The organism is Pseudomonas synxantha BG33R (assembly GCF_000263715.2).
GTDB classification, from domain to species: domain Bacteria; phylum Pseudomonadota; class Gammaproteobacteria; order Pseudomonadales; family Pseudomonadaceae; genus Aquipseudomonas; species Aquipseudomonas synxantha_A.
The window spans coordinates 4731287-4748398 of sequence record NZ_CM001514.1 but is presented as its reverse complement, the minus strand read 5'-3'; the positions used below and the strand labels follow the sequence as shown (position 1 = coordinate 4748398).

The 17112-nt window shown below is 59.3% G+C and carries 15 protein-coding genes; 12 read left to right on the top strand and 3 right to left on the bottom strand.

Features of this window, described 5'->3' with window-relative positions; translation table 11 throughout:
• The first annotated feature begins 52 nt into the window (after positions 1-52).
• From PSEBG33_RS06795 to PSEBG33_RS06825, 7 genes are all read left to right on the top strand, one after another.
• Entirely contained in the window at positions 53-985 is a 933-nt protein-coding gene (locus tag PSEBG33_RS06795; protein WP_005790590.1) for a chemotaxis protein CheV, read from the top strand.
• Between the two features lie 42 nt (positions 986-1027).
• On the top strand, positions 1028-1855 hold the full coding sequence (gene cheR, locus PSEBG33_RS06800) for a protein-glutamate O-methyltransferase CheR (protein ID WP_005790588.1): 828 nt from the start codon (positions 1028-1030) through the stop codon (positions 1853-1855).
• A 308-nt stretch (positions 1856-2163) separates the two neighbouring features.
• Complete coding sequence (gene flgB / locus PSEBG33_RS06805) at positions 2164-2571, top strand: flagellar basal body rod protein FlgB (protein WP_003193573.1); 408 nt, start codon at positions 2164-2166, stop codon at positions 2569-2571.
• Between the two features lie 3 nt (positions 2572-2574).
• Positions 2575-3018, top strand: a complete 444-nt coding sequence (gene flgC, locus PSEBG33_RS06810; RefSeq protein ID WP_005790586.1) for a flagellar basal body rod protein FlgC — start codon at positions 2575-2577, stop codon at positions 3016-3018.
• Positions 3019-3034: 16 nt separating this feature from the next.
• Entirely contained in the window at positions 3035-3754 is a 720-nt protein-coding gene (flgD, locus tag PSEBG33_RS06815; protein ID WP_005790585.1) for a flagellar hook assembly protein FlgD, read from the top strand.
• 31 nt (positions 3755-3785) lie between these two features.
• Positions 3786-5102, top strand: a complete 1317-nt coding sequence (gene flgE / locus PSEBG33_RS06820) for a flagellar hook protein FlgE (RefSeq protein WP_005790582.1) — start codon at positions 3786-3788, stop codon at positions 5100-5102.
• Positions 5103-5278: 176 nt separating this feature from the next.
• Complete coding sequence (locus tag PSEBG33_RS06825) at positions 5279-6370, top strand: hypothetical protein (protein WP_005790581.1); 1092 nt, start codon at positions 5279-5281, stop codon at positions 6368-6370.
• A gap of 92 nt (positions 6371-6462) precedes the next feature.
• Here PSEBG33_RS06825 and PSEBG33_RS06830 read toward each other — a convergent pair whose 3' ends face one another.
• Entirely contained in the window at positions 6463-9357 is a 2895-nt protein-coding gene (locus PSEBG33_RS06830; RefSeq protein ID WP_005790579.1) for a ribonucleoside-diphosphate reductase subunit alpha, read from the bottom strand.
• A 742-nt stretch (positions 9358-10099) separates the two neighbouring features.
• On the opposite strand from PSEBG33_RS06830, the gene PSEBG33_RS06835 reads away from it, so the two are divergent.
• Together PSEBG33_RS06835 and PSEBG33_RS06840 are read left to right on the top strand one after the other, a co-directional pair.
• Positions 10100-10825 (top strand): response regulator, encoded by a 726-nt coding sequence (locus PSEBG33_RS06835; RefSeq protein WP_005790577.1) that lies wholly within the window; start codon positions 10100-10102, stop codon positions 10823-10825.
• Positions 10822-12432 carry an ATP-binding protein gene (locus PSEBG33_RS06840; protein ID WP_005790575.1) on the top strand — a complete coding sequence of 537 codons (1611 nt, stop codon included), beginning with the start codon at positions 10822-10824 and terminating at the stop codon, positions 12430-12432. The genes PSEBG33_RS06835 and PSEBG33_RS06840 overlap by 4 nt, the downstream gene beginning before the upstream one ends.
• Positions 12433-12452: 20 nt before the next feature.
• On the opposite strand, the gene PSEBG33_RS06845 is transcribed toward PSEBG33_RS06840, so the two are convergent.
• A complete protein-coding gene (locus tag PSEBG33_RS06845; RefSeq protein ID WP_005790573.1) occupies positions 12453-13172 on the bottom strand; it encodes a 4'-phosphopantetheinyl transferase family protein in 720 nt (239 codons plus the stop codon).
• A 138-nt stretch (positions 13173-13310) separates the two neighbouring features.
• On the opposite strand from PSEBG33_RS06845, the gene PSEBG33_RS06850 reads away from it, so the two are divergent.
• From PSEBG33_RS06850 to PSEBG33_RS06860, 3 genes are read left to right on the top strand one after another with little or no spacing between them, the layout of a single operon-like run.
• The gene (locus tag PSEBG33_RS06850; RefSeq protein WP_005790571.1) at positions 13311-13619 is read left to right on the top strand and encodes a hypothetical protein; all 309 of its coding nucleotides are present in this window, start codon (positions 13311-13313) and stop codon (positions 13617-13619) included.
• An 18-nt stretch (positions 13620-13637) separates the two neighbouring features.
• The gene (locus PSEBG33_RS06855; protein WP_005790569.1) at positions 13638-14315 is read left to right on the top strand and encodes a response regulator; all 678 of its coding nucleotides are present in this window, start codon (positions 13638-13640) and stop codon (positions 14313-14315) included.
• Positions 14312-15658, top strand: coding sequence for an ATP-binding protein (locus PSEBG33_RS06860; protein WP_005790567.1), 1347 nt, complete (start codon positions 14312-14314; stop codon positions 15656-15658). The genes PSEBG33_RS06855 and PSEBG33_RS06860 overlap by 4 nt, the downstream gene beginning before the upstream one ends.
• A gap of 123 nt (positions 15659-15781) precedes the next feature.
• Here the strand turns inward: PSEBG33_RS06860 and PSEBG33_RS06865 are convergent, their stop codons facing one another.
• Positions 15782-16780: an AraC family transcriptional regulator gene (locus PSEBG33_RS06865; protein WP_005790566.1), complete on the bottom strand. Its 999-nt coding sequence runs from the start codon at positions 16778-16780 to the stop codon at positions 15782-15784.
• Between the last annotated feature and the right edge of the window lie 332 nt (positions 16781-17112).

Below are 17112 nucleotides of genomic sequence, written 5' to 3'. Positions count from 1 at the left end.
TGCCGTTTAGTGTTGGGTGCGCGTCGTACCCCCAGGATTTAGGAGTCAGGGCATGGCAGGTGTAATGGATTCAGTAAACCAGCGCACACAGCTGGTAGGGCAGAATCGCCTGGAGTTGTTGCTTTTTCGCCTGGATGGCAAACAGTTGTATGGCATCAACGTATTCAAAGTGCGGGAAGTGCTGCAATGCCCAAAGCTGACGATCATGCCCAAGTCCAGCCCAGTGGTGTGTGGTGTAGCCAACATCCGTGGCGCAACTATTCCCATTCTTGACCTGGCGATGGCCACGGGCTCGGCGGGTTTGCAAGACCGCCAGAACCCCTTTGTGATCATCACCGAGTACAACACCAAGACCCAGGGTTTCCTGGTGCGCTCGGTGGAGCGTATCGTCAATATGAACTGGGAAGAGATCCATCCGCCGCCCAAGGGCACCGGGCGCGATCACTACCTGACGGCGGTGACACGGGTCGATAACCAGTTGGTCGAAATCATCGACGTGGAAAAAATCCTCGCCGAAGTGGCACCCACCTCGGAAACCATCTCTGTGGGTGTGGTGGATGCCGAGACTGCACACAAGGCGGTGTCCCTGCGCGTATTGACTGTGGACGACTCCTCAGTGGCGCGCAAGCAGGTCACACGCTGCCTGCAGACCGTTGGTGTAGACGTGGTGGCCCTCAATGATGGTCGTCAGGCCCTGGATTACCTGCGCAAACTGGTGGACGAAGGCAAGAAGCCCGAAGAAGAATTCCTGATGATGATCTCCGACATCGAGATGCCGGAAATGGACGGCTACACGCTCACGGCCGAGATACGCAACGATCCACGCATGCAAAAACTGCATATCATCCTGCATACTTCGTTGTCGGGGGTATTCAATCAGGCAATGGTCAAGAAGGTTGGTGCTGATGACTTTCTGGCCAAGTTCCGTCCTGATGACCTCGCATCCCGGGTAGTCGACCGGATCAAGGCAGCAGATCACGGCTAGGGGATTTCCCCCGGCGATCACACGATTTAAGAGGCGGTATCATTGTCTACGGGTAATTTGGATTTCGAACAGTTCCGGGTCTTCCTGGAAAAAGCCTGTGGCATATTGCTCGGTGAAAACAAGCAGTACCTGGTATCCAGCCGTCTCAACAAACTGATGGAACAGCAGGGCATCAAGTCCCTGGGTGAGTTGGTCCAGCGGATCCAGGGGCAGCCGCGCAGCGGGCTCAAGGAAATGGTGGTCGATGCAATGACCACTAACGAAACCTTGTGGTTTCGCGATACCTACCCCTTTGAAGTGCTCAAGAACAAAGTGTTGCCGGAAGCCATCAAGGCCAGCCCGGGCCAGCGCCTGCGCATCTGGTCGGCGGCCTGTTCGTCGGGGCAGGAACCCTACTCGATCTCGATGTCCATCGACGAGTTCGAGCGAACCAACATGGGCCAGTTGAAAGCCGGCGCGCAAATTGTCGCTACCGACTTGTCCGGCACCATGCTCACCAACTGCAAGACCGGTGAGTACGACAGCCTGGCCCTGGGCCGCGGTTTATCCCAGGAGCGCCTGCAGCGTTACTTCGACCCCAAAGGCGCCGGGCGCTGGGCGATCAAGGCACCGATCAAGAACCGCGTGGAGTTTCGCTCGTTCAACCTGCTCGACAGCTACGCCAGCCTGGGCAAGTTCGACATGGTGTTCTGCCGCAACGTGCTGATCTATTTCTCGGCCGAAGTGAAGAAAGACATCCTGTTGCGCATCCACGGCACGCTCAAGCGCGGCGGTTACCTGTTCCTCGGTGCTTCCGAAGCCTTGAATGGCCTGCCGGACCATTACCAGATGGTGCAGTGCAGCCCGGGGATCATCTACCAGGCCAAGTAAGTCGCACGCAGTTAAAGTGTGGGAGGGGGCTTGCTCCCGATAGCGGTGGTTCAGTTGATGTCTTTATCACTGATACACCGCTATCGGGAGCAAGCCCCCTCCCACATTTGTTTCTGCGGCAACGTTGAAGAAAGCGGCAACTCCCCATTGCCGCTTTACTGGCGCCACGCGGAAACCCGTTGCCGCTTTTCTGGCATAGTCGCCGGCACCTACCCTCGAAACCCTTGATATACGGGCTCCTGAAAGACTGGCACGCACCTTGCTATAACCCTGCTAACGAACAGCAGGTCAGCCTAAAGGTTTCCGCCATGAGCATCAGCTTCGATAAAGCGCTCGGTATCCATGAACAAGCCCTGGGCTTTCGCGCCCAGCGTGCCGAAGTCCTGGCCAATAACATTGCCAACGCCGATACCCCGAACTACAAGGCTCGGGACCTGGACTTCTCTGCCGTGCTCGCCGCACAGCAAGACAAGACCAAGAACGGCACCTTCGCCTTGAACATGACCAACAGCCGTCATATCGAAGCGCAAGGCCTGAGCAAGGGTGACGAGTCGTTGCTGTATCGCACGCCGATGCAGCCGTCGATCGACCAGAACACCGTCGACGCACAGTTGGAGCAATCGAACTACGCCGAGAACTCGGTGAACTTCCAGGCCAGCTTTACCCTGCTCAACAGCAAATTCAAAGGGCTGATGTCAGCCCTGCGTGGAGAATAAGCCATGTCCCTGTCCAGTGTTTTCAATATTGCCGGCAGTGGCATGAGCGCGCAGACCACGCGTTTGAACACCGTCGCCAGTAACATCGCCAACGCCGAGACCGTCTCTTCGAGCATTGACCAGACTTACCGTGCCCGTCACCCGGTGTTTGCCACCATGTTCCAGGGTGGCCAGGCCGGTGGCAGCGATTCGTTGTTCCAGAACCAGGACGCAGCCGGCTCCGGCGTGCAGGTGCTGGGTGTGGTTGAAGACCAGAGCAACCTGGAGGCCCGTTACGAGCCCAACCATCCGGCCGCGAACGAAAAGGGTTACGTCTACTACCCCAACGTCAACGTGGTCGAGGAAATGGCTGACATGATCTCCGCCAGTCGTTCGTTCCAGACCAATGCGGAAATGATGAACACCGCCAAAGCCATGATGCAGAAGGTCCTGACCCTGGGTCAGTAATAAGGGGCGCCAAATAATGGCCATCGTTGATACGTCAAACAACACGGCAGTCCAGGACCTGTTCAATTCCAAGGTCAAGGACGCTTCGAACAATGTCTCGAATGTTTCCAAAGCAGCCACTGGCAACCAGGCGTTGGGCAAGGACGCATTCCTGCAGTTACTGGTAACCCAGCTGAAAAACCAGAACCCGCTGTCGCCCCAGGACAACGGCGCGTTCGTGGCCCAACTTGCCCAGTTCAGCAGCCTGGAAGGCATCAACACCCTGAACGACTCGGTGAATAACATCTCCAGCAACTTCAGCTCTTCGCAAGCGCTGCAGGCTTCATCGCTGGTGGGGCGGTCGATCATTATCCAGACCGACAAAGCCATGGTTGATACCAGCAAGAGCATGAACGGTTCGGTAGAGGTGCCATCGGCGGTGGGCAACGTTTCCGTCAAAATCACCGACAAGGACGGCAACGTCGTGCGCACCGTGGATATGGGCGCGCAGAGTGCCGGCAGCCAGAGCTTTATCTGGGACGGCAAGAACGACAAGGGCGAGGTCGCCCCCGCCGGCACTTACACCTTCAATGCCAGCACCAAGAACGACAAGGGTGACTCGGTTTCCCTGGCCACCTCGCTGCCAGCCACCGTAACCAGCGTGACCTTGAGCAAGACCGGCGGCGAAATGCTGCTCAACCTTGCAGGCGGCATGGGCAGCGTCAAGCTGTCGCAAATTCAGACTATCGGTACATAGAGCCGGCTAAATACGGCAGAGGGAGAGAAACATGTCTTTTAATATCGGCCTTAGCGGCCTCTATGCGGCCAACAAACAACTGGACGTGACCGGCAACAACATCGCCAACGTTGCGACCACCGGCTTCAAGTCATCTCGTGCGGAATTTTCCGATATTTATGCGGCTTCCAAACTTGGCACTGGCCAGAACACCATCGGCAACGGTGTGAACCTGGCGGCGGTGTCGCAGCAGTTCACCCAGGGCGACGTCAACGGCGGTGGCGGCATCCTCGACATGGCGATCCAGGGCGGTGGTTTCTTCGTGCAGAAGGGTGGCGACGGCTCGCTGGAATACACCCGAAGCGGTGCTTTCCGTGCGGACAAGGACGGCTACATCACCAACAACACTGGCACTTCGCGTCTGCAGGGTTACGCTGCGGACGAGAATGGCAAGATCAACAAGGGTGGTCTGGTCGACCTGCAACTGAACCTGGCGAACCTGCCACCGAAGGCGTCCACCAAGGTGGATTCGGCCAGCAACCTTAACTCCTCGTCGCCGGTAATCGACCAGACCAAGAACCCCTTTGACCCAACCAAGTCAGAAACCTTCACCACGCAATACGGCACTACATTGTATGACTCCCAGGGCAACGCGCACCCGATGGTTCAGTACGTGGTGAAAACCGGTGCCAACGAGTGGCAGTCCTACACCTTGATCGATGGCCGTAACCCTGACGGTTCGCCTCCGACCGGTACCGGGGCTGATGTGAAAGCGCCAGTGCCGTCGACCCTGGCTTTCGATGGTGCCGGTAATCTCAAGAGCATCGTGACCGGTGGTGTTGCCGGCAACACCCTGACCATTAAGGATTGGGTACCCGGTACAGTGACCGACGGTGTCTGGAAGGCCAACGATGCGTCAGCGAACAAGGATGGCATCGCTATCAACATGGGCAATGTCACCCAGTACAACTCGGCCAGCTACCGCAACCCGCCGGTCACTGACGGTTATGCCACTGGCCAGATCACTGGCCTGAAAGTCGACGGCAGCGGTGTATTGTTCGCGACCTTCAGCAACCAGCAGAGCAAAGCCATCGGCCAGATTTCCCTGGCCAGCTTCAACAACGAGCAAGGCTTGCAGCCGGCTGGCGGTACTACTTGGAAAGAGACCTTCGCATCGGGCCAGCCGGGTTACGACGCGCCGGAAGCTGGCACGCTGGGTTCTATCAAGGGCTCCTCTCTGGAAGCCTCCAACGTCAACCTGACCAACGAGCTGGTTGACCTGATCAAGGCCCAGAGCAACTACCAGGCGAACGCCAAGACCATCTCCACCCAAAGTACCATCATGCAGACCATCATCCAGATGACCTGATACCGTCGCTCAACACGCGCACAAAAAAAGCCCCTCGATCGGAGGGGCTTTTTTTGTGCGCGTGTTATTTGTTTACCGCCTGTTTCATCTCGCCTTGCTGCTGGAACGCCCAACGCCCATTGCGCCACGGACGAGTCACGGGCGCATGCCGCCCATGGATCAGCAGGGAGAGATGCATGGCGATTTACGAGCAGTGGGAAGGGGCACCATCAGGAAGTTATTGGTTTGTCCTGAATAACGATAGTGCGGGCTTATACGGACGCACGAGTCAGCCGGATGATCCCGGAAAAACCCAAGACACCGACGCTGAGTCAGTCAGGCAACTACTCAGCGAATTGATGGATGCCGAAAAAACCTCCAAGAGCCAGACCGCTCAAGACCTTCGCGACAAGCTGAACGATAAGCGCGAAGAACTCGGTGACGAAAAATTCAAAGAGATCATGAACGAGCTGATGGAGAAGGCTGACGTCTCTTGGTTGGACTTTCTGCGGCGCTTGATGAAATTGTGGTTCCCGGAACAGGATGATGCATCGCCAACTCCCTCACCGCCTTCCCCTGGCCCATCGCCAGGTGGTGGAGGTGGCGGCGGTAGGCCGAACCCCGACAATTTCGGCCCCAGCGAGCCCATGAGTAATCTGCCGATTACCGAAGGCTCCAAGCACTTCAACTACAAGCCTGATCAAAGTAACCCAGGGAAAAAACCAGACAATATCTGGAGTGGCTTCAGCCAGGGGCCGGACGGCAATTGCGTCACCGTTTCAGCGATCAAGGGCGCAATGATGAAGTTTGGTCAGAAGCCCACTGACGTTTTCAAAGAGGTTAAAGAAACGGCGGATGGCTATCAGGTGACCATGCGCGATCAGTTCAAACTTGATTTGTCCAAGGATGAGTTGAAGCAGGCGGCCAGGTACGCACAGTTCAAGGGCGATAATCCGCAGATGTTGACTGATGCTAACTTCATGTTTGCTGCAAGTGCCAAGCGTGCACAGCTGGAAGGGAATGGCCTGGATGACAACCCGAATACCTCGAAGTTAAGTTTCGCCCATGCGATGCAAAGTCTGAATAACGGCGAAATGCCCCACGAAGCGTTGAATCGCCTGGGGTTGAAAGGGCTTTACAGGCAGTCTTCGAGCAGTGAGCTGGCGAGCGGTAAGCTCGGTGTCGTGGCCTATGATCGCCACTCGATGGCGGTCATCGATGGGCGAGTGGAGTTGTGGGGAAGACGAGGTGGCGCGCCGAAGCAGGGTATTGCCTACGCCTTTCTCTAGGGCGATAAACGAAAAAGCCCGATAAACCCTGTGCAGTCGGGGTCTATCGGGCTTTTTCAATCCAGGGCGTTCAAGCCCTGGACTGATTCAGCTTATTGGCAAGCTTCGCAATCCGGCTCGTCAATCGCGCAGGCCTTTGGCACAGGTGCCGGACCGGCAGGAGCTGCGAGAACCGAATCATCACCATGGTTGCCGCTGGAAACAGCGTTCAACTTACCGGTGTTGATGGTCGACTTCTCGGTGCTGGTCGCGGCCAGGGCACGGAGGTAGTAAGTGGTTTTCAGGCCACGGTACCAAGCCATGCGGTAGGTCACATCCAGCTTCTTGCCCGAAGCGCCGGCGATGTAGAGGTTCAGCGACTGAGCCTGGTCGATCCACTTCTGACGGCGGCTGGCGGCGTCAACGATCCACTTGGTATCCACTTCGAAGGCGGTCGCATAGAGCTCTTTGAGTTCTTGCGGGATGCGTTCGATCTGCTGCACGGAACCGTCGTAGTACTTCAGGTCGTTGATCATGACCGAGTCCCACAGGCCGCGGGCTTTCAGGTCACGAACCAGGTATGGGTTGATCACGGTGAATTCGCCCGACAGGTTCGATTTCACATACAGGTTCTGGTAGGTCGGTTCGATCGACTGCGACACGCCAGTGATGTTGGCGATGGTGGCGGTCGGTGCGATGGCCATGATGTTGGAGTTACGAATACCTTTCTGCACGCGGGCACGAACCGGCGCCCAGTCCAGGGTTTCGTTGAGGTCAACGTCGATGTACTTCTGGCCACGGGCTTCGATCAGGATCTGTTGCGAGTCCAGCGGCAGGATGCCTTTGGACCACAGCGAACCCTGGAACGTCTCGTAGGCGCCGCGCTCGTCGGCCAGGTCGCAGGAAGCCTGGATCGCGTAGTAGCTGACCGCTTCCATGGATTTGTCGGCGAACTCGACCGCAGCATCGGAACCGTAAGGGATGTGCTGCAGGTACAACGCGTCCTGGAAGCCCATGATGCCCAAGCCAACTGGACGATGCTTGAAGTTGGAGTTCTGCGCCTGTGGCACCGAGTAGTAGTTGATGTCGATCACGTTATCGAGCATGCGTACGGCGGTGTTGACGGTGCGTTCCAGCTTGGCGGTGTCCAGCTTGCCGTTGACGATATGGTTCGGCAGGTTGATCGAGCCCAGGTTGCAAACGGCGATCTCGTCCTTGTTGGTGTTCAAGGTGATCTCGGTGCACAGGTTCGAACTGTGGACCACGCCCACGTGCTGCTGCGGGCTGCGCAGGTTGCATGGGTCCTTGAAGGTCAACCATGGGTGGCCGGTTTCGAACAGCATGGACAGCATTTTGCGCCACAGGTCTTTGGCCTGGATGGTCTTGAACAGCTTGACCTTGCCTGGGTACTCGGTGAGGGCTTCGTAGTACTCGTAGCGCTCTTCGAAGGCCTTGCCGGTCAGGTCGTGCAGGTCCGGCACTTCGGATGGCGAGAACAGGGTCCACTTGCCGTCATCGAAGACGCGCTTCATGAACAGGTCAGGGATCCAGTTGGCGGTGTTCATGTCGTGGGTACGACGACGGTCATCACCGGTGTTCTTGCGCAGCTCGATGAACTCTTCAATGTCCATGTGCCAGGTTTCCAGGTAGGCACACACAGCGCCTTTGCGCTTGCCACCCTGGTTAACGGCGACGGCGGTGTCGTTCACCACTTTCAGGAACGGTACAACGCCCTGGGACTTGCCGTTGGTGCCCTTGATGTAAGAACCCAGTGCGCGCACCGGGGTCCAGTCGTTACCCAGGCCGCCGGCGAATTTGGACAGCATGGCGTTGTCGTGGATCGCGTGGTAGATGCCCGACAGGTCATCCGGCACGGTGGTCAGGTAGCAGCTCGACAGCTGAGGACGCAGGGTGCCGGCGTTGAACAGGGTCGGGGTCGACGACATGTAGTCGAAGGACGACAGCAGGTTGTAGAACTCGATCGCACGGTCTTCTTTGTTCTTCTCTTCAATCGCCAGGCCCATGGCCACGCGCATGAAGAACACTTGCGGCAGTTCGAAGCGGATACCGTCCTTGTGGATGAAGTAACGGTCGTACAGGGTTTGCAGGCCCAGGTAGGTGAACTGCTGGTCGCGCTCGTGGTTGATCGCCTTGCCGAGTTTTTCCAGGTCGAAGGTGGCCAGGATCGGGTTCAGCAATTCGAACTCGATACCCTTGGCGATATAGGCCGGCAGGGCTTTGGCGTACAGGTCAGCCATCTCGTGGTGAGTGGCGCTGTCGGCGACTTTCAGGAAGCCCAGGCCTTCGGCACGCAGGGTGTCCATCAACAGGCGCGCGGTCACGAACGAGTAGTTCGGCTCGCGTTCAACCAGGGTACGGGCGGTCATCACCAGCGCGGTGTTGACGTCGGTCAGGGCCACGCCGTCGTACAGGTTCTTCAGGGTTTCGCGCTGGATCAGGTCACCGTCGACTTCTTCCAGACCTTCGCAGGCCTCGGTGATGATGGTGTTCAGGCGGCCCAGGTCCAACGGCGCAAAGCTGCCGTCAGCCAGGGTGATGCGGATCGACGGGTGTGCTTGTACGGCAGCTTCTTCGGCCGGGGAGCGTACGGCACGTTCCTTGGCGCGCGAATCGCGGTAGATCACGTAGTCGCGGGCCACTTTTTGCTCGCCGGCACGCATCAGGGCCAGTTCAACCTGGTCCTGGATTTCTTCGATGTGGATGGTGCCGCCCGAAGGCATGCGACGCTTGAAGGTCGCGGTGACCTGTTCGGTCAGGCGGGCAACGGTGTCGTGGATGCGCGACGAGGCAGCAGCGGTGCCGCCTTCAACTGCAAGAAACGCTTTGGTGATGGCGACGGTGATTTTGTCATCGGTATAAGGAACGACAGTGCCGTTACGCTTGATCACGCGCAGTTGGCCAGGTGCGGTGGCGGACAGATCCGGATTCGAATCAGCGGCCTGCGGCACGGAGCCTTGCGGGTTCTCGCGAGTTGTGTCGGTTTGCATGGGGGGTTGTCTCCACATTCTATATTTATTTGGGCACCATCAAGGTGCCCACCGTTCCGTCCTGAAGCACTTACAGCAGGCCAGGGCCTGGCATAACAACTTCGGGACAGGAGGAAGGGAGCTCATCGCGCCGCTTCCATGCCGAAGTCTTTGGCTTGGGGCCGGGAGCCCTTCGCCGTATTCCTGCTGGGTGACAGTGGCCTGGTTCAAGCCCTGCAACACCCGTACCGTCTTCAGCCAAGCGGGCTTGAAAACGGCTGCCATCCGCGTGCGCGGTTTGGGCTTTGAAAAAATGCTTTGGTTCAACCAAACGTGAGCAAGAAAGCGCTTGAGTTTCTGGTCTGACTTGTGTTTGGTTTTTTCGCTTAAAACCCTACATGTAGGGTTTTTTTAGCGCCGAGGTACAAGATAATGCGTTTTTGGGGGGTTAGCAACGCACTACCTGTGGATAACGCTGTGAGTAAAATGTGTATGAATCGTGGAACACCCGTGTAGGCCGCATTACTACTGGATCACACCGTTTGTCACCGAATATTCCAAGGTGTAAACCGTTGGTGGGAATTTTGAGGGCGCGAACCCTATCACAAAAAAACGCCATCACCGAATGGAATTCCTGGCTTGTATTTATGGGTTGGGGCATGGCTACAATCGGGCTTTGTTATGCCCTTAAAACATGACAAACAGGGTATGGGTGGTGGAGGCCGCGTGAGCCGAAGAATTTCTAATAATAATGAGGTAGCGCATGGAGCAAGAAGCCTGGCAGATACTGATCATCGAGGACGACGAGCGACTCGCCGAGTTGACCCGTGAGTACCTGGAAAGCAACGGCCTGCGCGTGTCGGTGGAAAGCGATGGCGCCCAGGCTGCGGCGCGCATCATCGCCGAGCAGCCGGATCTGGTGATCCTCGACCTGATGCTGCCCGGCGAAGATGGCCTGAGCATCTGTCGCAAAGTTCGCGAGCGTTATGAGGGCGTGATCCTGATGCTTACCGCGCGTACCGACGACATGGACCAGGTGCAGGGCCTGGACATGGGCGCCGACGACTATGTGTGCAAGCCTGTGCGCCCGCGCCTGTTGCTGGCGCGTATCCAGGCGCTATTGCGGCGCAGCGAGCCGGCGTTACCGGCGGCGGGAGAAAACCAGCGCCGCCTGCAGTTCGGCCCGCTGGTGGTGGACAACGCGCTGCGCGAAGCCTGGCTGCACGATGGCGGGATCGAACTGACCAGCGCCGAATTCGACCTGCTGTGGTTATTGGTCGCGAATGCCGGGCGCATCCTGTCCCGGGAAGAAATCTTCATTGCCCTGCGCGGCATTGGCTACGACGGCCAGGACCGCTCCATTGATGTGCGCATCTCGCGCATTCGGCCGAAAATCGGCGACGACCCGATCCACCCGCGCCTGATCAAGACCATCCGCAGCAAAGGCTACCTGTTCGTCCCCGAAGCCGCTGCCGACATGCTGCTGTGAATTCGATCTTCCTGCGCATCTACGGCGGCATGTGCGCGGCGCTGATCCTGGTGGCGTTGCTCGGCGCCCTGGCGTTGCATCTGCTCAACGACGTGCGCAGCGGCCAATACCGCGAACGCCTGGCCCACGGCACCTTTGCCTTGATGGGCGATAACCTGCAAGCCATGAACGCCATCGAACGGCTGCGGGCCTTGGCGGTATGGGAGCGTTTGCTGGGCATTCCGCTGGAGCTGCGCACGTTTACAGAGGCGCAACTGGACCTGGGCCAGCGCAACCGCTTGCAACGCGGCCAGGTGCTGGTGGAACAGACCGGCCCTCATGCGGCGCGGGTACTGCGACTGGTCAGCGAGCAGGAACAGCTGGTGCTCACCGGTGAAGTGCAGCAGATCAGCGAGCAATTGGCCCGTGCAACTATCTACCTGCTGGCCGACGAACTGGTGCGTTTTCCGGTGGCCGAGCAGCCGCAACGCCTGGCCGATATCAAGCAGGCCAAGGGCTTTGGTTTTGAGATGCACTTGATGGCCCTTGACCAGGCCGATATGGACGACGACCAGCGCCGTCGCGTGGCGGAAGGCGATACGGTGATGGCCCTGGGCAAGGGCGGCGATTCGATCCGCGTATTTGCCGGCATGGTCGGTACGCCGTGGGTGCTGGAAATCGGCCCGCTCTATCAAATGAACCCCTATCCGGCGCAGTGGCTGATTCTGATCACCTTGATCGGCCTGACCCTGATCGGCTTGATCGTTTATCTGCTGGTGCGCCAGCTGGAGCGTCGGCTCAAAGGCCTGGAGGCGGCAGCAACGCGGATCGCCAAGGGCAACCTGGAGGTGCGCGTGCCGGCCCGGGGCGCCGATTCGGTAGGGCGCCTGGCGGCCGCGTTCAATGGCATGGCCGAGCACTTGCAGCAATTGCTGGCGATTCAGCGCGAACTGGTGCGTGCGGTGTCCCATGAGCTGCGCACGCCGGTAGCGCGCCTGCGTTTTGGCCTGGAGATGATTGGTGACGCCGCCACTCCCGAGGCACGGCGTAAATACCTGGAAGGCATGGACGGCGATATCCAGGACCTCGATGGCCTGGTGGATGAAATGCTCACCTACGCGCGCCTGGAGCAGGGCGCGCCGGAGTTGAATTTCCAGCGCGTGGACCTCGATGCGCTGCTTGACCAAGTCATTGGCGAATTGTCGCCACTGCGCCCGCAGGTCACCGTGGCTCGCGGTGTCTGCCTGTCATCGACCCACTGGGAGGACGCCTGGGTCGACGCTGAGCCGCGTTACCTGCACCGCGCCCTGCAAAACCTGGTGAGTAACGCCATGCGCCACGCCAAGGGCCAGGTGCTGATCAGTTATCAGGTCGGCCAACTGCGCTGCCGTATTGATGTGGAAGACGATGGCCCCGGCGTGCCGGAGAGTGCCTGGGAGCGAATTTTCACGCCGTTCCTGCGCCTGGACGACAGCCGTACCCGCGCCTCGGGGGGCCATGGCCTTGGCCTGTCGATTGTGCGGCGGATCATCTATTGGCATGGCGGGCGGGCGTTGATCAGCAAGAGCAACAACCTGGGCGGGGCGTGCTTCAGCCTGAGTTGGCCAAGGGATCAAGACAAACCCTGACACCGCTATCGGGACCAAGTCTATCTAGCGCCGATGGCCACCAGGCTCAACAGCTGCTCCCCTTCCACCCCAAACTGCCCCTCCAACTCTTTGCCATCACCCCATTCTTCAGAAAGATCCGTGAGCAACCGCAGCCGCACATGGCCCGCCTGTGACCACTCCAACAGCTCGGCATGTTCAAAGTAAAAGCGCTTTTGCACGATGGGGTAGAGCGCCTTGAACAGACTCTCCTTGACCGAAAACGTCAGCGTCACCAGCAACCCATGCAGCTCACGCGGTATGGTCGCCATACGCTGCAGCTCGTTGGCTGTCAGAATTTCCCCGGCCAGGCGCTCCGCCCGCTCCAGGGTCAGCAGGTTTTCCAGGTCCATGCCCAGCCCGCGCCATTGCGCCTTGTGCCCGACAATCGCTGCGGCGTGCCCGGTGCTGTGGGTGATGGAACCACTGATATGCCCTGGCCAGACCGGCGCGCGGTCTTCACCGATGGCTGGAATGCAGTTGAGGTTATCCAGGCGTTGCAGCGCTTCTCGGGCGCACAGGCGCCCTGCGAGGAACTCCGCCTGACGCTTGGCAACCGAGCGCTGGATGCTCGCCGGCGGCGGCACAGCGCTGCGTTGGAAATCGCCTGCGTCCAATAAGGCCGGATCGAATCGGGTGCTCAAAAACACCGTGCCAGGTAAGGCGACAGGCAGCGGCCAACGGGCATCGAGCGGGGTGCAGCAAGAGGGTAGGGGCGTCATGCGCGGTATTTTGCCGAGTTGGCGCGCCAGTGCATAGTCCGGCGCGGTTCAGGTGTGGTTAAGAGCCTGTTCAGGGGGAGTTCAGGGGCGCGTGCGTAGTCTGGACCTCACAGCCCAAACGCGTATGAGGTAATCACCATGACTGCGATCAAGAAGCTGATGTTGGCGTTAACCATGCTCGGTGCCACCGCGGGCGTGCAGGCCAGCGATGGCGCCTTTGCGGCCTTTGGCGGCGAAAAAACCAGGAAATCCGGCAACCTAATCCATCGTGTCAGCTTCGAAGACGTCGGCACCCAGGCCGCGCCGTGGGGTCAGGCCCTGGGCGTTACCGCTGCGCAACCCGACTATCGCAGCGGCTACACGCACCTGACGGGCCAGTACAATGGCATTAAACTGCGCCCGCAAGACGTGCAGGGCCGCTATGATATCCCTCTGTCGGACAGTTGAATTGCCTTGGAGAGCCTTATGAAATTGCTGGTGGTGGAAGATGAGGCGCTGCTGCGTCATCACCTGTTTACCCGCCTGACCGACAGTGGGCATGTGGTCGAAGCCGTGGCCAATGCCGAGGAAGCCCTGTACCAGACCGGCCAGTTCAACCATGACCTGGCGATCATCGACCTTGGCCTGCCCGGCATGGGCGGCCTGGACCTGATCCGCCAATTGCGTACCCAGGCCAAGACTTTCCCGATCCTGATCCTGACCGCTCGCGGCAACTGGCAGGACAAGGTCGAAGGCCTGGCGGCCGGTGCCGACGACTACGTGGTCAAACCCTTCCAGTTCGAAGAGCTGGAGGCGCGCATGAATGCCTTGCTGCGCCGCTCCAGCGGCTTTACCCAGTCCACCATCATCGCCGGGCCGTTGCTGCTGGACCTCAACCGCAAGCAGGCCTCCCTGGATGAACAGCCGCTGGCGTTGACCGCCTACGAATATCGGATCCTTGAGTACTTGATGCGTCATCATCAACAGGTGGTGGCCAAGGATCGCTTGATGGAGCAGCTCTACCCTGATGACGACGAGCGCGATCCGAACGTGATCGAAGTGCTGGTCGGTCGCCTGCGCCGCAAACTGGAAGGCCCCGCCGGGTTCAAGCCGATCGATACCGTGCGCGGCTTGGGTTACCTGTTCAATGAGCGCTGCCGTTGATTCGCTCGTTACGTGTGCGCCTGATGCTGGCGGCCGCCACCCTGGCCGTGCTGTTTATGCTCGGCTTGTTGCCGGCCATGCAAGGCGCCTTCAGCCTGGCGCTGCAGGATTCCATCGAGCAGCGTCTGGCGTCGGATGTGACCACCCTGATTTCTGCGGCGCGGGTGGAAAATAACCGCCTGCTGATGCCGGCGCAGTTGCCTGACGAACGTTTCAACCTTACCGACAGCCGCCTGCTGGGCTATATCTACGACCGCGAAGGCCATCTGGTGTGGCGTTCGCGGGCGACCCAGGAAGAAAACATTAACTACAAACCGCGCTACGACGGGCGCGGTAATGAGTTTGCGCGCATCCGCGAGGCCAATGGCCAGGAATTCTTCGTGTATGACGTCGAGGTCCGGTTGCTGGGGGGCAAGAGCGCCGCCTTCAGTATCGTCGCCCTGCAACCGGTGCGTGAGTACCAACTGACCCTCGAAGGCTTGCGCGAGAACCTTTACCTGGGATTCGGCGCGGCCCTGCTGGTGCTGTTGACGCTGCTGTGGCTGGGCCTGACCTGGGGTCTGCAAGCCTTGCGGCGCCTGAGCCAGGAACTTGACCAGATCGAAGGCGGTACCCGCGAAAGCCTCAGTGAAGAACATCCCCGCGAACTGTTGCGGCTGACCGGCTCGCTCAACCGTTTGTTGCACAGCGAGCGCGAGCAGCGTACGCGCTACCGTGACTCCCTTGATGACTTGGCCCACAGTTTGAAAACCCCGCTGGCGGTCTTGCAGGGGGTGAGCGAAGACATGGCCCAGCGTCCCGAAGAGCGCAGCCAGGCGTGGGTATTGCAATCGCAGATTGAGCGCATGAGCCAGCAGATCGGCTACCAATTGCAGCGTGCCAGCCTGCGTAAAAGCGGGCTGGTGCGTCACCAGGTACGTCTGGAGCCCGTGCTGCAAAGCCTGTGCGATACGTTGGAGAAGGTTTACCGCGACAAGCGTGTCACCGTCACCTTTGATCTGCCACCTGAGTGCGACGTGCCCATCGAGAAAGGCGCGCTGCTCGAAATGCTCGGCAACCTGCTGGAAAACGCCTATCGCCTGTGCCTCAAGCAAGTGCGAATCAGCCTGGTGGAAAACCTGGACGGCCTTGAGCTGTGTATCGAAGATGATGGCCCAGGCGTGCCACCGGACCAGCGCGCCCGGATCCTGCAAAGGGGCGAGCGTCTGGACCGCCAGCACCCGGGGCAGGGCATCGGGTTGGCGGTGGTCAAGGACATCATCGAAAGCTATCACGCGCGTTTGACGTTGGGGGATTCAGCGTTAGGGGGGGCTGCGTTCAGGATTCATTTTCCGGCCTTGTGATCTGCACTGGCCTCATTGCAGGCAAGCCACACAATTGAATGTATTCACACATCAGATTTTGTAAACCCGATCAACTGTGGGAGCTGGCTTGCCTGCGAAGAGGCCATCCCAGGCGCTATACCTTTAACTCTCCTGCGCCCTGTAGGCCCCCGGCGTCAACCCCGTCCATTTCTTGAACGCCCGATGAAACGCCGACGGTTCGGAGAACCCCAACTGTTCGGCAATTTCCTGCAAAGACAAATCCGCCCGTCCCAGGTGATAGATAGCGATGTCTCGCCGTAACTCATCCTTCAGAGCCTGAAAACTGCTGCCTTCTTCGCGCAGGTGCCGGCGCAGGGTTTGCGGGCTGATGTGCAAATGCTGGGCGACGGCTTCCAGGTCCGGCCAGGGCGTGCGGTCGCGGCTGAGCAAGCGGCGCAACTGGCTGCTCAGGCTGTCGCCTTCATCCGGGCGCGACAGCAAGTCGGCAGGGGAGCGCTGCAAAAAATGCTTGAGAGTGCGTTCATCCTGCAACAACGGCAGGCTCAGGTAGCGGCTGGGAAACACCAGGCTGCTGGTCGGCGCACCGAACACCAAGGGGCAGGGGAACAGCAGGTCGTACTCGCCAGCATGGTCCGGCATCGGGTAACTGAAGGTGGCCTGTTGCAGCCGGATTCTCTGGCCGATCAGCCAACTGCCCAGGCGATGCCAGATCACCAGCAGGCATTCACTGAGGAAGTGATCCGGGTCCCATAGCTGCGAGTCATCCAGGCTCAGCCGCGCCATATCGCCTTCTTTCGTCAGCTGCCAGCGCGGGCCCTGTGGGAATAGGCTATAAAACAATAAGCCGCGTTCCAGAGCCTTCTCCAGCGTGCGGCAGTGGATCAGGGCGTGGCACATCATGGCGAAGGTGCCACGCTTGCTCGGGCCTTCGGCGAACCCCAGGTATTCGTCATCCAGCCCCAGCCAAAGCATTTGCAGCAACCGCGTAAATTGCTCCGGTGCGATACGGGCGCGGGGCTCGGTCAGCAGTTCGGGGCTGATGCCCACCTGCTGCAACAGCCCTGAGTAGTCGTAACCCACACGACGCGCACCGCCGAGGGCGGCTCGGGCGTAGTGACTGGCGATGGTACGTTCACGCATGAAAGGGCCTCATCCATGGAGTGGCGGATGGTAGTCAGCCCCCGGCGCGACGGCAAGGCGGATATCCGCCAAATTGTAGGACGAGACGGGATGGGCGGGCGGAAATCCGCCACCTTGTTCCACGGCTCAAGCGCGCCAATAAACGCCAGGCCCTGATGTCGAAGGGCCTTCAGGGTGTTTAAGCAAAGTGGCACGCTGTTTGCGATAGGTATTGCAGCGCAGGCTTTCTCCTACAGGCTTCGCAAACAACAAATCCCTCCAGTGCAGGAGGGTTCGCAATTCAAGTGTCGTGGGCAATGGCGGATATTTGCCACACGGGACGATTGAGGAAC